Origin of the sequence: Bacteroides sp. D1 (assembly GCF_000157095.2) — a bacterium.
Taxonomy (GTDB): domain Bacteria; phylum Bacteroidota; class Bacteroidia; order Bacteroidales; family Bacteroidaceae; genus Bacteroides; species Bacteroides xylanisolvens.
Map to the genome: position 1 here is coordinate 41,209 of NZ_JH114350.1, position 16,133 is coordinate 57,341.

Genomic DNA, 16,133 nt, shown 5'->3' on the forward strand with positions numbered 1-16,133 from the left:
CTTTTTTTATTCTACTACCATTTTATACCCAAACCCATAGACCGCTTTGATTTCAATGTTTGCACCCGAATCTTTGAGCTTTTTGCGAAGATTCTTAATCTGTGCATATATGAAGTCAAAATTATCAACCTGGTCAATATGATCTCCCCATACTGATTCGGCCAAAGTGTTTTTATTGATTAATCTTCCGGGACGATTGATAAAATATAACAGGATGTCATACTCTTTTCTATTTAGCTCCACTTCCTGATCGTTGACAAATACACGATATTTATCCGGTTCTATTCGTACATTACCTTGGCGGATATCAATTTCTCCGTCATGCTGATGACGGCGAATCACGCTTTTAATCCGTGCATTTAGTTCAACCAAATGAAATGGCTTCGGTAAATAATCATCCGCTCCCAGTTCCAGTCCCAAAACTTTGTCTTCCAAGGAGTCCTTTGCGGAAATAATAATTACGTTCTCTCGTTTATGGAGAGCTTTCAGTCGTTCAAGAAGATTAAGTCCGCTTCCGTCCGGTAGCATGATGTCCAATAAGATACAATCATAGTCGTAGTCTTCAACTTTGCGTAGAGCAGAATTAAAGTCACTGGCTGTTTCCACAACGTAACGTTCTTTTTCAAGTGAACATTGAATCAGTTCTCTTAAAGAGGGTTCGTCTTCTACAATCAATATCTTCATAACTTTGTCTCCTTTCTTTTTTACAGCTACAAAGAAAAGGGATATTTCTGAAATAAAACTGAAATGGATTGAAAAAAGAGTTTGAAATAACTATTGAATGTCCTATGAACTATTAGGACAGGTCACAAATAATATAATATGGAAGGAAAAAAGAAAAGGATGAAAGCGATTGAATCGTTTCCATCCTTTTTATAATTATGTGTGATTTCTATTTAATAAGAACGTGCAAATATCACGCGGCAAGCAGATGGTTTGCCTGTTACCATACATTTACCCGGTTCCTTGTCTCCCGGAACAAATGAATCGAACGGAATACAACGAATGGTTGCTTTGGTTTCTTCCTTAATCTTTTCTTCTGTTTCAGTGGTTCCGTCCCAATGAGCCAGAATAAATCCGCCTTCTTCGATTTTTTCTTTAAATTCGTCGTAAGTATCTACTGTTGTAATCTTGGAGTTACGGTAGTCCAATGCTTTCTTGTAGATATTAGCCTGCATTTCTTCAAGCAAGTTCTGAACATACGTTTCAATGCCTTCACAAGTAACTGTTTCTTTTTCCAGTGTATCACGGCGCATCACTTCCATGGTGTTGTTTTCAAGATCACGACCACCCATAACCAAACGAACAGGTACACCTTTCAATTCATAGTCGGCGAATTTAAAGCCCGGACGTTTGTTATCTGCATTGTCATATTTAACAGAGATACCTAATGCTTTCAGTTTCGCTACAATGCCTTCTACTTTTGCATCGATTTGTTTCAGTTGTTCGTCATTCTTATAGATAGGAACGATCACTACCTGAATCGGAGCCAAATGCGGAGGTAATACCAATCCGTTATCATCCGAGTGAGTCATAATCAATGCCCCCATCAAACGGGTAGAAACGCCCCATGAAGTAGCCCAAACATACTCCAACTTGTTTTCTTTATTAACAAATTGAACATCGAATGCTTTTGCAAAGTTTTGTCCCAGGAAGTGGGAGGTACCACTTTGCAACGCTTTTCCATCCTGCATCATGGCTTCAATTGTATATGTATCAAGTGCGCCGGCAAAACGTTCGTTGGCTGATTTTACTCCCTTTACGACAGGAACGGCCATATATTTTTCTGCAAATTCACCATATACATTCAGCATTCTGATTGCTTCTTCTTCTGCTTCCTCACGAGTAGCATGAGCAGTATGGCCTTCTTGCCACAGAAATTCAGCAGTACGCAGGAAAAGGCGTGTGCGCATTTCCCAACGGAAAACGTTAGCCCATTGGTTGCAGAGAATAGGCAGGTCACGATATGACTGAATCCAGTTCTTATAAGTATTCCAGATGATTGTTTCTGATGTCGGGCGGATAATTAATTCCTCTTCCAATTTAGCTGCAGGATCTACTACAACTCCTGAACCGTCTTCTGCATTCTTCAAGCGATAATGCGTTACAACGGCACACTCTTTAGCAAAACCTTCTACGTGTTCAGCTTCGCGGCTTAAGAATGATTTCGGGATTAATAACGGGAAGTATGCGTTTACATGTCCTGTTTCTTTGAACATATCATCCAATTGACGTTGCATTTTTTCCCAGATGGCGTATCCGTAAGGCTTAATCACCATACATCCGCGCACAGCAGACTGTTCTGCCAAGTCAGCTTTTACCACCAAATCGTTGTACCACTGTGAGTAGTTTTCACTGCGTTTGGTAAGGTCTTTCAGTTCTTTTGCCATTATATTTTTCTATTTAAAGTTTTCTTGAGTGTTAAAACAGGGTGCAAAAATACGAAAAATGCATGAACTGCCCTATTCTTCATGCATTAATTTTCTAAAGTCATGTTTTGTTTCTTTTCCTCTATAATATGTATTTCAATAGAAAAGGATCCTGGTAATAAAAAAATCAGGCAGTTTATTTAAGATAACCACCTGATTTTCAAAAGAGCGGTAAACGAGGCTCGAACTCGCGACCCCCAGCTTGGGAAGCTAGTGCTCTACCAACTGAGCTATTACCGCATATTTATTGTGTTTCCCGACTTAAAAGCCTTATGAAACGGTGATGCAAAGGTAAACATAATTTTTATATCTCAAATAAAATCACAGAAATTTTAATGAAAGAAAAAAGTAATATCAAAGTTGCTTTTACTCTTTTGTTTTGATGAAAAAAGGACTGGAACCGAAAGAGCGTGAACAAACCTCTCTTTTCATCTGTTAGAATATCTCGAAATCAGATATAACCTAACCAGTATGAAAAAAAATAAGCGACTTTTTATACTATTGACTTTGTATTTCTCCATCAGTCAGATAGATGCACAGACACCATTAAGTTTTGAAGAATCACTGCATCTGCTGAATCAGGGAAATCAGAGTTTGAAAATTGCAGATAAGAGTATTGAGATTGCGAAGGCTGAACGTGATAAACTGAATGCTTTCTGGTATCCCAGTCTTCAGTCTACGGGTGCGTTTGTGCACATGTCGGAGAAGATTGAAGTAAAACAGCCCCTATCGCAGTTTACTGATCCGGCTAAAGACTTTGTACATTCCATTATTCCGGATGATCAGGTCATTTCATCCATACTAGATCAAATTGGAGCCAACACACTGGTGTTTCCCCTGACTCCCAGAAACCTGACTACTGTTGATTTATCAGCCGAGTGGGTACTCTTTTCCGGTGGTAAACGTTTTCGTGCCACCAATATCGGAAGAACGATGGTTGATTTGGCACGAGAAAGCCGGGCACAGGTGTCGGCCAACCAGCAAAACCTGTTGGTTGAAAGTTATTATGGGCTTCGGCTGGCACAACAAATAGTAACTGTTCGTGAAGAAACTTATAACGGATTGAAGAAACATTATGAAAATGCCTTGAAATTAGAGGCAGCAGGAATGATTGACAAAGCAGGCAGACTTTTCGCCCAAGTGAATATGGATGAAGCTAAACGAGCATTGGAAGCTGCGCGGAAAGAAGAAACAGTGGTGCAAAGTGCTTTAAAAGTCTTGCTAAATAAAAAGGATACAGATGCTAATATCATTCCTACCTCTCCCCTTTTTATGAATGATTCACTACCTCCTAAAATGCTTTTTGATCTTTCTGTAAACAGCGGGAACTATACGCTCAATCAATTACAGTTACAGCAACATATTGCCAAACAAGAAGTACGGATTGCTCAAAGCGGGTATCTGCCGAATATAGCCCTTTTCGGAAAACAGACCTTGTATTCGCATGGTATTCAGAGTAATTTGTTGCCACGTACCATGATAGGTATTGGTTTTACATGGAATCTCTTTGACGGACTGGATCGGGAGAAGAAAGTACGGCAATCGAAATTGACGGAACAAACACTGGCTTTGGGACAGATGAAGGCTCGCGACGATTTGGCTGTTGGTGTAGATAAACTTTATACGCAGTTGGAAAAGGCACAGGATAATGTAAAAGCTTTAAATGCAACAATTACTTTAAGCGAAGAACTGGTTCGTATCCGAAAGAAGTCGTTCACAGAAGGGATGGCAACATCTACCGAAGTTATTGACGCTGAAACTATGCTTGCCACTGTAAAAGTGGCTCGTTTGGCAGCGTATTATGAATATGATGTGGCACTTATAAATCTACTCTCGCTTTGTGGCACACCGGAACAATTTGCAAACTATCAACCTAAACCGTAACAAATAATGAAACCAACTAGTAAAACCCTATCATGGGCTTTTGTTATCATCCTTTTGGCGGTCGGTATTTTTACCGGCTTAGGAGTTATACTAATGCATAAACAACAGCTAGTTCTGCAAGGACAGGCTGAAGCAACAGAAATCCGTATCAGTGGAAAACTTCCCGGTCGTATCGATACTTTCTTCGTTCAGGAAGGCGATTGGGTACACCAAGGAGATACTCTTGTCGTTATTAATAGCCCTGAAGTATATGCCAAGTATCAACAAGTGAATGCATTGGAACAAGTAGCGGTACAGCAAAACAAGAAAATTGATGCCGGAACCCGTCGTCAGATTGTGGCTACTGCATTGCAGTTGTGGAATAAAACGAAGAGCGACCTAACTCTCGCTCAAACAACCTACAACCGTATTCTCACTTTATATAAAGACAGTGTTGTCACTTCTCAAAGGAAGGATGAAGTAGAAGCGATGTATAAAGCGGCTGTAGCAGCCGAACGTGCTGCATACGAGCAGTATCAGATGGCTGTAGACGGTGCACAGAAAGAAGATAAAGCATCAGCTGCCAGTATGGTGGATGCTGCACGAAGCACGGTGGATGAAATTTCGGCTTTATTGGTTGACTCCCGGTTGACAGCTCCGGAAAGCGGACAGATAGCAACAATCTTTCCTAAACGCGGAGAATTGGTTGCGCCGGGAACTCCCATTATGAACCTGGTGGTTATGGATGATATCCATGTCGTTCTTAACGTACGGGAAGATCTGATGCCACAGTTTAAAATGGACGGAACATTCGTAGCAGATGTACCCGCCATCGGTAAAGAAAATATAGAGTTCAAAATCTATTATATAAGTCCGTTAGGCAGTTTTGCTACCTGGAAATCAACCAAGCAGACCGGAAGTTATGACCTACGTACATTTGAGATTCATGCGCGTCCGACCGAAAAAGTAGATGACTTGCGTCCCGGTATGTCCGTGTTATTGACTTTAGACTAATTGACATCAAATAAACCAGCGAATGGATGAATCACAAACATATTTCCCTTTTCGTTCCGTATTGTTAAGAGAATGGCAGCGAATGACTTCGCGGCGCCTTTATTTTGGCGTCTGCATTGTTTTGCCGTTGTTCACCCTTTTCTTTATGGCTACGATTTTTGGCAACGGACAGATGGAAAATATTCCTATCGGCATTGTCGATCAGGATAACACTGCTACTTCCCGGACTATTGCCAGGAATATCTCTGCCGTACCGACTTTTAAAGTGACAAAGCATTTTGCAGATGAAGCGGCTGCCCGTGAATCTGTACAAAAGAAAGAGATTTATGGTTATCTTTCCATACCTCCCCAATTTGAGCAAGATGCTATCACCGGAAAGAATGCAACACTCTCCTACTATTATCACTATGCATTATTGTCGGTAGGCGGTGAGTTGATGGCGGCATTCGAAACATCATTAGCTCCGGTGGCTCTTTCCCCTGTGGTGATGCAAGCCGTGGCTCTCGGAGTAGAACAGAATCAGATTACCACCTTTTTATTACCAGTGCAGGCTAATAACCATCCGATATATAATCCAAGTTTGGATTATTCGGTATATTTGAGTCAGCCCTTTTTCTTTGTTTTGTTTCAGGTCTTGATCTTGTTGATCACTGTTTATACGGTCGGTATTGAAATTAAGTTCCGTACAGCAAATGATTGGTTGACGACCGCTAAAGGCAATATAGTAACTGCTGTTTTGGGCAAGTTATTACCTTATACCATTATATATATACTGATAGGATGGCTGGCTAATTATGTCATGTTCGGTATCCTGCATATCCCTTTTCAGGGGAGTTGGTGGTTAATGAATATCATGACCGTGCTTTTCATCATTGCGACGCAGGCTTTAGGGCTATTTTTATTCTCGCTGTTTCCGGCAATTTCGTTGGTGATAAGCGTAGTCTCTATGGTAGGTTCTCTGGGGGCTACCTTGTCCGGGGTAACCTTTCCGGTTTCCAATATGTATCCGTTGGTGAGGGATGCTTCCTATTTGTTCCCTGTCCGTCATTTTACGGAGATGATGCAAACCATGCTTTATGGAGGCGGTGGTTTTATCCATCTTTGGCCGTCGGCTGTGATACTCTGTATCTTTCCGTTGTTGGCCCTATTGTTGCTTCCCCATTTAAAACGAGCTATAGAAAGTCATAAGTATGAAAACATTAAGTAAGTTACAACAGTTATCATTCATCATTCGTCGTGAATTTCTAGCTATCAGTACTAGTTATGCAGTTCTGCTTGTGTTGATGGGAGGAATCTTTGTCTACGGATTACTCTACAATTATATGTATGCACCGAATATTGTAACCGATGTTCCTGTTGCCGTAGTCGATAATTCGCATAGTGAATTAAGTCGTGACTTTATCCGTTGGCTGGATGCTACTCCCCAAGCAGAGATTTATAGCCAGGCGATGGACTATCACGAAGCAAAAGAATGGATGAAAGAAGGCAAAGTACAGGGAATACTCTATCTGCCTCATGATTTTGAGAAGCGAGTGTTCCGGGGAGATGAAGCCGTATTTTCTCTTTATGCAACTACGGATGCTTTCCTGTATTTCGAGGCTTTGCAGGAGGCTTCATCGCGTGTCATGCTGGCTATTAATGATAAATACAGGCCTGATGTAGCTGTATTTCTTCCGCCTCAAGGATTGCTTGCCGTAACTATGGCAAAACCGATCAATGTAATAGGAACTGCACTTTATAATTATACAGAAGGCTATGGCTCTTATCTTATTCCCGCAGTTATGATGATTATAATCTTCCAGACTTTATTGATGGTTATTGGTATGGTGACCGGAGAAGAGCACAGCAACAGAGGAATCCGCGCTTACACTCCTTTTGGAAATGGCTGGGGAGTTGCTATTCGTATAGTGGCAGGAAAAACATCCGTATACTGTGCTCTTTATGCCATCTTTGCTTTTTTTCTATTAGGCTTGCTCCCCCATTTTTTCAGTATTCCTAATATTGGAAACGGACTATACATTGTATTATTATTGATTCCATACCTGATGGCGACCTCCTTTCTGGGGTTGGCAGCTTCCAGGTATTTTACGGATTCAGAAGCTCCCCTACTCATGATCGCCTTTTTCTCTGTAGGATTAATATTTCTTTCCGGGGTTTCCTATCCGATGGAACTAATGCCTTGGTATTGGAAAGCTGCACATTACATTCTTCCCGCTGCACCAGGCACACTTGCTTTTGTGAAATTGAATTCTATGGGAGCCAGTATGGCGGATATCAGACCGGAATATATAACCCTTTGGATACAAGTATTTATTTATTTTATAATAAGCATATGGGTTTACAAGAAAAAACTGGAAATCTGATCCTATTGGTTAAATTAACGAAACCAAAACATGCGCTAATTGTGACATACAATCAAAGAATACTTTCAGATAAATCAACTTCTATATGCAAATAATCAACTTTGGAAATAAAATTGTTTCCAAATGAATGTTTTCTTAGAGAATTTCTTCTACTTCTTTGCATTTTTCATTGCTTTTGTCTAGTTTCGTTAATTGTTATATTTATATGATTGCTAGAAGTAGTTTAAAAACAACTGTTTATATGAAATACATTATATATATTCTCCTTTTTTTTCCTATTTGGGTTACAGCACAGACATACAAATATATAGGAATAGAAAATGGTTTGAGCAATCGCCGGATATTCAATATTCAGAAAGATACACAAGGGTACATGTGGTTTCTCACCAATGAAGGAATGGATCGTTATAACGGTAAAGATATAAAACACTATAAATTAAATAAAGAAGCTAGTACTTTAGATGCTCCTGTACGTTTGGGATGGTTGTATACAGGTCCACAAATTGGTATATGGGTGATCGGTAAGCAGGGACGGGTTTTTCGATATGAAGCAAACGAAGATGATTTCAGAATGGTATATAAACTACCGGATATTTCTGAAACAATTAGTTGTGGCTATTTGGATCGGAATAATAACATTTGGCTATGTTGTAAGGATTCTATATTACTATATAATATAAATGATGCTCACATTCTTCAATTTTCCAATATACTACATAGTAATATCACAGCGATAGAACAAATAGACGAACAACATTTCTTTATAGCAACAGAGCTAGGCGTTCGATATGTTAAACTGGAGAATGGCATTTTGGAGACTATTCCTGTTAAAACACTGGATTATTTTCATGCGCAAGTAAGTGAATTATATTTTCATAAGCAATTAAAAAGACTATTTATCGGTTCATTTGAAAGAGGAGTTTTTGTGTACGACATGAATACACAGGAGATTATACGACCGGAAGCTGATCTTAGTGACGTAAATATAGCTCGCATCAGCCCGTTGAATGAAACGGAGTTACTGATTGCAACAGAAGGAATGGGAGTATATAAGGTTAATGCAAATACTTGTGAGCTGGAACATTACATTGTTGCTAATTATCAAAGTTATAATGAAATGAATGGGAATAATATCAATGATGTATTTGTGGATGAAGAAAAGCGGATATGGCTTGCTAACTATCCCACAGGGATTACGGTGATTGATAATCGCTATGAGAATTATCATTGGATGAAACACGCTATGGGCAATGTCCAATCATTAATCAATGATCAGGTACAAGCGGTCATTGAAGATCATGAAGGTGATTTGTGGTTTGGAACTAGTAATGGTATTAGTCTTTATAATTCAAAAACAGGTCAGTGGCATTCATTCCTAAGTTCTTTTAATCAGCAACTAAAAGACAAGAATCATATTTTTATTACTCTATGTGAAGTGTCTCCCGGCATTATATGGGCAGGAGGATATACTTCCGGTATTTATAAAATAAATAAAAAGACTCTATCAGTTGAATACTTCTCTCCTTACCTGCTTTCTCACGTCAATATGCGTCCGGATAAATATATTCGTGATATAGTTAAAGATTCAAGAGGGTATATCTGGTCGGGAGGATATTATAATCTAAAATGTTTTGATCTGGAGACTAACACTACACGTCTATATTCAGGATTGAATTCCATTACGTCCATTGTTGAAAAAGACAAAGATAATATGTGGATTGGGACTGCTATCGGATTGTATTTGTTGAATCGAAATACTGGTGAATATCAGTATATTGAAATGGAGGTAGGGATTACTTATATCAATACGCTTTATCAGGCAGATAATGGGTTATTATATATCGGGACAAATGGTATGGGAGTATTTATCTATCATCCTCAAGATAAAACCTTCGAGCATTACTTTTCTGATAACTCTGCATTAGTTTCAAACAGAATATTTACAATATTGTCGGAAGTAGATGGACGTATAATGATGAGTACGGAGAATGGAATAACCTGTTTTCATACTAAAGAAAAGATATTTCGTAATTGGACCAAAGGAGAAGGATTGCTACCTTCATATTTTAATGCAGCAGCAGGAACGGTGCGTAAAAATAAAAACTTTGTATTCGGTAGTACGGATGGAGCAATTGAACTTCCGGTGAATGTGAAATTTCCGGATTATAAGTTCTCCAGATTGATATTCAGCGATTTCCATCTTTCTTATCAACCTGTTTATCCGGGTGTCAAGGGTTCCCCTTTACAGAAGAGTATTGATGAGACAGATGTATTAGAGCTGGCATATGATGAGAATACGTTTTCATTTGAAGTTTCTACAATCAATTATGATTCTCCCGGAAGTGCACTATACTCATGGAAATTAGAAGGGTTTTATGAAAAATGGACTCAACCGGGAGCAAATAATTTGATTCGTTTCACCAATTTGCCTCCGGGTAAATATACCCTTCATGTGCGTGCAGTATCCAGAGAAGAACATGACATTGTTTTTCAGGAACGTACTATGAAAGTTATCATCACACAGCCTTTTTGGTCGAGTTGGTGGGCTATCTTATGTTATATCCTGTTGGTAATCGGGGGATTTTATTTCGTTCTGCGGGTGATAAATCTGAGAAAGCAAAAGAATATATCTGATGAAAAAACGCAGTTCTTCATTAATACGGCGCATGATATACGTACTCCATTAACTTTGATAAAAGCACCTTTGGAGGAATTATTGGAAGAAGAGACGCTTACCGACAATGGAATCACTCGTACGAACATTGCATTGAGAAATGTAGAAGTACTTTTACGACTGGTCAGCAATCTGATTAATTTTGAACGGACGGATGTATATTCCTCTAAAATGAGTGTCTCCGAGTATGAGTTGAATACCTATATGAATGATATATATGATACATTTGCTTCTTATGCAGCCATCAGGCGCATTGAATATACATACGAGAGTACTTTCAGCTATATGAATGTATCGTTTGATAAGGAGAAGATGGATTCTATTTTGAAGAATATAATATCAAACTCGCTAAAATATACTCCGGAAAATGGAAAGGTCAGCATTTCCGTATCCGATACGAATGATTCATGGAAAGTGATAATCAAGGATACAGGTATAGGTATTCCTGCCAGTGAACAAAGTAAGTTGTTCAAGCTTCATTTCCGTGCCAGCAATGCTATTAACTCTAAAGTGACGGGTAGTGGTATCGGATTAATGCTGGTAGGAAAACTGGTCAGTCTTCATGGAGGTAAAATTAGTGTAGATAGTGTTGAGCATCAAGGTACGACAATCAAAATTGTTTTTCCGAAAAAGAATAAGAATTCTCAAAATATCAGTGACGAAGCACCTTCTAAATTTGAGGCGTTGGCTCCTGTACTGCCCGCTCCGAATGTACCAGCAAAGACAACCGCTACGATAGATAATCCAAATTTACGACGGATTCTTGTTGTAGAAGACAATGATGAGCTACGCTCCTATCTGGTCAGTTCATTATCTTCTATATATAATGTACAAGCTTGCGCTAACGGAAAGGAAGCGTTGATTATTATCAAAGAATATTGGCCGGAACTGGTTCTTTCTGATATCATGATGCCGGAAATGCGGGGAGATGAATTGTGTGTTGCTATCAAAAGTGATATTGAGATTTCACATATTCCTGTGTTGTTGCTCACTGCTTTGGGAGAAGAAAACAATATTCTGGATGGACTGTCGATTGGTGCGGACGAATATCTCATCAAACCTTTCAGTGTGAAAATATTACGGGCGAATATCGCTAATCTGTTGGCAAACCGGGAACTGTTGCGCATGAGATATGCCAATCTGGATATAGAAGCGAAATCAATGGTTCCATCTGCAAACGGTACTAACAGCCTCGATTGGAAGTTTATATCAAATGTAAAGAAAATCGTGGATGAGAATATAAACAACCCTGAATTTTCCGTTAATATGCTCTGTGAATCAAGTGGCATGAGCCGTACCAGTTTCTATTGTAAATTGAAAGCATTGACGGGACAGTCTCCGACAGAGTTTATTCGGGTGATGCGTTTGAAACGTGCTACCGAGTTATTGAAAGAGGGGGAATATGCCATTAATGAGATTTCAGACATGGTTGGATTCTCTGAAACTAAATATTTCCGGGAAGTATTCAAAAAATACTATAAGATGAGTCCGAGCAGGTATGCTAAAGGAGGAGGTAATCCCGCTGCTACTGATCTGGAAGATGACGACGAAGATTGATAAATAGAAAAATAGATGAATAAGTCCTATTATTATAATATGTTCTCCCCTGCTATGAATATCTTTAGCAGAGGAGAACTTTCTTTTTCAAGACTTAACAAGCTGTATTTTTTCTCATACTTTATTTCGTGTTTCAGTTATCTCTTTTTTACTTCCTACTTCTGATTTTTCCAGGAAATCGCGGATCAGCGGTAATATTTCTTCAGCTGATTCCACTTCGATACACATAGTTTCTACTGGACATCCTCCTGTACGGTCGCGGTTCCAGATAAAAGCAACTTCCTGCGCAAAATCAACTTTCACATCTGATTTCCGGAATAGCTCCAAAGCCTTGGTACTGATAATATCCGTATATAATTCTTTTATACCACCCAGAATCATCAGGGCTGCAGCTCCCTTGCCAACCACTTTGTCGGCAATCAAAGCTCCTTTAAGAAACTCCGGTTCCTGTGTTAGCAAATCATAGAGATCGGCTACGCCACGTTGAGTGAAAGTGCGGATTTTCCCTCCGTTAGCAATGGTACAGGAATATCCTCCCGTATGTAATAGATTGATTAATTCTTCCATCGTTTCTTTTATAAAGTACCTTGTTTCAATTGTTCTACAAACTGGTCTATCCGGTGCAGTTCTTTCGGAATATCAATGTTTTGCGGGCAATGAGCCACACACTGATTACAACCGATGCAATGACTTGCCTGTCGAAGTTTGGGCACGCTACGGTCATATCCGACAAGAAAAGCGCGTCGGGCTTTCGCATAATTTTCATCCTGCCCGCTTCTGGCGACATTACCTTCATTGACACAACGGTTGTAATGCAACAATACAGCAGGTATATCCAGCCCATACGGACATGGCATACAGTATTTGCAGTCGTTACAAGGGATAGTAGGATATTTCAGCATTAATTGTGCCGTTTCTTCGAGGAATTCTTTTTCTTCATCTGTCAATGGTTCCAAAGGAGAATAAGTGCGGAGATTATCCTGCAGATGCTCCATGTAAGTCATACCACTTAATACAGTCAGAATATCTGGGAATGAACCGGCAAAACGGAAAGCCCAAGAAGCGACACTGCTTTCCGGACGACGTTGTTTGAGCCGTGCCACCAGATTATCATTCAACTTGGATAGACGTCCTCCCAAAAGTGGTTCCATAATGATGGCAGGAATCCCCCGTTTGGCCAGTTCGCCATAGAGGTATTCCGCATCCGTATTTCGAGTATTGGTCTCTTTGGCATGTTTCCAGTCTACATAATTGAGTTGTATCTGTACAAAATCCCATTTAAATTCATCGTGTCGTGAGAGCAGATAATCATATACCTCAATATCACCATGGTAAGAAAATCCGAGATTCCGGATACGTCCGGCTTCACGCTCTTTAACCAGAAAATCAAGTATTCCGTTATCCAGGTATCGTCCTTTAAGGGCTTCCATTCCTCCCATGCCGATGCCGTGGAGCAACATATAATCAATGTAGTCAACTTGTAGCTCCGCAAACGATTTGTGGTACATCTTGAGCGAGGCTTCGCGAGACCACGTATCAGGAGAGAAATTAGACAATTTGGTAGCGATGTAATATTTATCACGGGGATGACGACTCAATGCAATACCTGTTGCCTTTTCGGAAAATCCTTGTACATACGCCGGAGATGTATCGAAATAGTTTACTCCGTGAGCGATTGCATAATCTATCAATCCATTGACGGCATCCTGGTCGATAACTTCACCATTACCATCGGGAGCAGATTTGAGCGGCCAACGCATACAACCATATCCCAAAAGTGAAACACGGTCACCGGTGGTTGGAGATGTGCGGTAAGTCATTTTATCGGTGGGCACCTCTCCTTCTCCTGTTGCGCTACTTGAAGAAGTAGTCCCCTTTGAAGAGCATCCGTATAGCAACCCGGTCGATGTGGCTGCGCTGATACCTACAATCTTAATGAAATCTCTTCTATTTATATCTTTCTTATTTTTTTCTTCCATAATCTTATACTGATTTAGATCAAATAATTCTGTGCATCTGGTGTCCGCTCACATAAATGGCGCTGAAAGGACGGGACGGACAAAGGTTTTCACACGCTCCGCAACCAATGCATTTTTCTACATTCACTACCGGAATTTTTAGAGAATCCGCTTTGTCAGGATCGGAAGCCACCATTTGTATGGCACCTGTCGGGCAATGGCGGGCACAGTTGCCACACTCCATTCCATCCGTCAAAGGCACACAGTTCTCTTTAATCCATACGGCATGTCCGATCTGAATAGCCGATTTCTCGGCAAGACTGGTCAGATGAATAGCACCTGCCGGACAAACCTCCGAACATTTGGTACATTCAGGACGACAATATCCGCGTTCATACGACATTTCCGGTTGCATCAATGTCATCAGATTGTCTGAAGGACGCAACACCTGGTTGGGGCAAACAGATACACATAATTGGCAGGCCGTACAATGTTGAGTGAAATTACGTGCGCTTAATGCGCCGGGAGGATAAATCGGATTTTCTCTGTTCGGGATCTTCTTATCCTCAATAGTGGCTAACCCGCCGTCCACTTTCTTTTCCTGTGCTTTCAGGACAGAAGTTGTCGCAAAGATTGCTGATGCCGAAAGGAAGCTACGGCGGGCATTATCAATCTGTTCGGTAGTGACAGCCTTTGCTTTCATATCTTCGCTTGTAGCAGTTTCGTTTTTAGGTTTCCGTCGAGTGTATTTAATGGCTCCATGCTTACACTTTCCGATGCAATCCATACAAGCCACACAACGACTATAATCAATTTCATGAGCTTTTGAATTGATACATGATGCTTTGCAATTACGGGCACATAAACCGCAACTATTACATTTGGAAGTATCAATCACCGGTTTGAATATCGCATATTTGGATATAAATCCCAATACAGTACCCACCGGACAGATGGTATTGCAATACGTTCGTCCATTACGCCACGCCAGAATGAAAAGGACAATGAGAGTGACAACGGCAATAATCAGTGTTGAAAGGCTCTTCATCCATACATCTACCTCATAAAAAGCATAACTATCCATTCGTTCGGCAAAGTATGCCAACAGGTTGTTTCCCCACTGCCAAACCGGCGCGAAAAGGCTGGAAGCTATCCGTCCATAAGCACTATACGGAGCCAGTAAGATAGCCAAAGAATTCAGCCCTGCAACCATCATGATAATGAACACTCCTAAAACGCCATACCGCAACCATTTCATTGCCGATGAATAGCGGAACCGGTTTTTCTTTTGTTTACCGGATATCCACGAAACGATGTCCTGAAACACTCCCAACGGACAGATAACGGAGCAATAGATACGCCCGAACAGGAATGTAAGCACAATTAAAAACAATACGACACCTATATTCAAGGCTAATAAAGCCGGCAGAAATTGAATTTTCGCCAACCATCCGAACCATGTGTGCAATGTACCCGTAAAGTCGAGAAAAAGCAGGGTAATAAGCGTAAAGCACACAATGGCGGCTGAAAGTCTGATAGTACGTAGCATAAACTTTTTTAATTTTCAATTTATAGTAGTTATCTCTAAATGTCCAAAACAGTCAGGATTCAACCTTATGTATTTCAACGTTGCAAATTTAATCAGTGAAATTTGTTTTTCAACTATACAGATTACAGAATGTTTTACCAATTTTACTGATAAATAGAAAAGAAACGTTTAACCGTATTAGGTGAAGAGCTATTTTTCTAATGTCACGACCTCTCCGATCTCCGGAATCAATACATTGAGGTAATCTTTATTCTTCATCTCTTCTGCGTTCTTCAAAGGCTCGTCCCAACGATGTTTGGCTAACGCATATTTAGAATGATGTACGGTCAGGACTTTCTTCGCTTTTAAGTCTCTGGCTGTCTGCGCCATATATTGGGGCATGAGGTGAATTAAGCTCCACTCTTTGTCGTATTGCCCGTTTTCGAGGATTGCAAGGTCGATATTGGGGAAGCGGTTGCCTATTTCCGCATAATGCGTATCATACCCTCCGTTTCTATAATTAGGAGATTTCATGACTCTCTCCAGCCGTTCCCCGCGAGGAGTTCTGCCGAAGCTGGGTTGATTGATAAAAACAACGACTGATACAGCCAGCAACGCTATTACAGCTAATATACATCCTACAATCATACGTGTTCTGAATTTCTTGAATATGATACGCATATAATTAATGACTAAATTATTTCACGCAGCAAATATATAGGTATTCAGAGAGCTCGTTAGTATATA

At 40.1% G+C, this 16,133-nt stretch carries 11 protein-coding genes and 1 tRNA gene; 5 read left to right on the plus strand and 7 right to left on the minus strand.

The genetic code is table 11. The features are described from left to right. Window positions 1-6 precede the first annotated feature (6 nt). From BSAG_RS04615 to BSAG_RS04605, 3 genes are all read right to left on the minus strand, one after another. Window positions 7-684, minus strand: a complete 678-nt coding sequence (locus BSAG_RS04615; protein WP_004314349.1) for a response regulator transcription factor — start codon at window positions 682-684, stop codon at window positions 7-9. A 212-nt stretch (window positions 685-896) separates the two neighbouring features. Then, the gene (gene proS, locus BSAG_RS04610; protein WP_007752799.1) at window positions 897-2,390 is read right to left on the minus strand and encodes a proline--tRNA ligase; all 1,494 of its coding nucleotides are present in this window, start codon (window positions 2,388-2,390) and stop codon (window positions 897-899) included. A gap of 206 nt (window positions 2,391-2,596) precedes the next feature. Beyond that, window positions 2,597-2,669: transfer RNA gene (locus BSAG_RS04605), tRNA-Gly, on the minus strand. A gap of 231 nt (window positions 2,670-2,900) precedes the next feature. Between BSAG_RS04605 and BSAG_RS04600 the strand changes: the two genes are divergently transcribed. From BSAG_RS04600 to BSAG_RS04590, 5 genes are all read left to right on the plus strand, one after another. After that, a complete protein-coding gene (locus BSAG_RS04600) occupies window positions 2,901-4,313 on the plus strand; it encodes a TolC family protein (RefSeq protein ID WP_004314346.1) in 1,413 nt (470 codons plus the stop codon). A 6-nt stretch (window positions 4,314-4,319) separates the two neighbouring features. Then, window positions 4,320-5,306: an HlyD family secretion protein gene (locus BSAG_RS04595; RefSeq protein WP_004314345.1), complete on the plus strand. Its 987-nt coding sequence runs from the start codon at window positions 4,320-4,322 to the stop codon at window positions 5,304-5,306. Between the two features lie 22 nt (window positions 5,307-5,328). Then, complete coding sequence (locus BSAG_RS0223455) at window positions 5,329-6,513, plus strand: ABC transporter permease (protein WP_004314344.1); 1,185 nt, start codon at window positions 5,329-5,331, stop codon at window positions 6,511-6,513. Next, window positions 6,497-7,669 (plus strand): ABC transporter permease, encoded by a 1,173-nt coding sequence (locus BSAG_RS0223460; RefSeq protein WP_004314343.1) that lies wholly within the window; start codon window positions 6,497-6,499, stop codon window positions 7,667-7,669. The genes BSAG_RS0223455 and BSAG_RS0223460 overlap by 17 nt, the downstream gene beginning before the upstream one ends. 241 nt (window positions 7,670-7,910) lie before the next feature. Beyond that, the gene (locus tag BSAG_RS04590; protein WP_004314342.1) at window positions 7,911-11,900 is read left to right on the plus strand and encodes a two-component regulator propeller domain-containing protein; all 3,990 of its coding nucleotides are present in this window, start codon (window positions 7,911-7,913) and stop codon (window positions 11,898-11,900) included. Window positions 11,901-12,014: 114 nt separating this feature from the next. On the opposite strand, the gene BSAG_RS04585 is transcribed toward BSAG_RS04590, so the two are convergent. From BSAG_RS04585 to BSAG_RS04570, 4 genes are all read right to left on the minus strand, one after another. Continuing rightward, on the minus strand, window positions 12,015-12,467 hold the full coding sequence (locus BSAG_RS04585) for a DUF1893 domain-containing protein (protein WP_004314341.1): 453 nt from the start codon (window positions 12,465-12,467) through the stop codon (window positions 12,015-12,017). Window positions 12,468-12,475: 8 nt separating this feature from the next. Continuing rightward, window positions 12,476-13,879 carry an aldo/keto reductase gene (locus BSAG_RS04580; protein WP_004314340.1) on the minus strand — a complete coding sequence of 468 codons (1,404 nt, stop codon included), beginning with the start codon at window positions 13,877-13,879 and terminating at the stop codon, window positions 12,476-12,478. A gap of 19 nt (window positions 13,880-13,898) precedes the next feature. Next, entirely contained in the window at window positions 13,899-15,407 is a 1,509-nt protein-coding gene (locus tag BSAG_RS04575) for a 4Fe-4S binding protein (RefSeq protein ID WP_008771029.1), read from the minus strand. A 189-nt stretch (window positions 15,408-15,596) separates the two neighbouring features. Next, window positions 15,597-16,067, minus strand: a complete 471-nt coding sequence (locus BSAG_RS04570) for an MBL fold metallo-hydrolase (protein WP_004314337.1) — start codon at window positions 16,065-16,067, stop codon at window positions 15,597-15,599. Window positions 16,068-16,133: the final 66 nt, after the last annotated feature.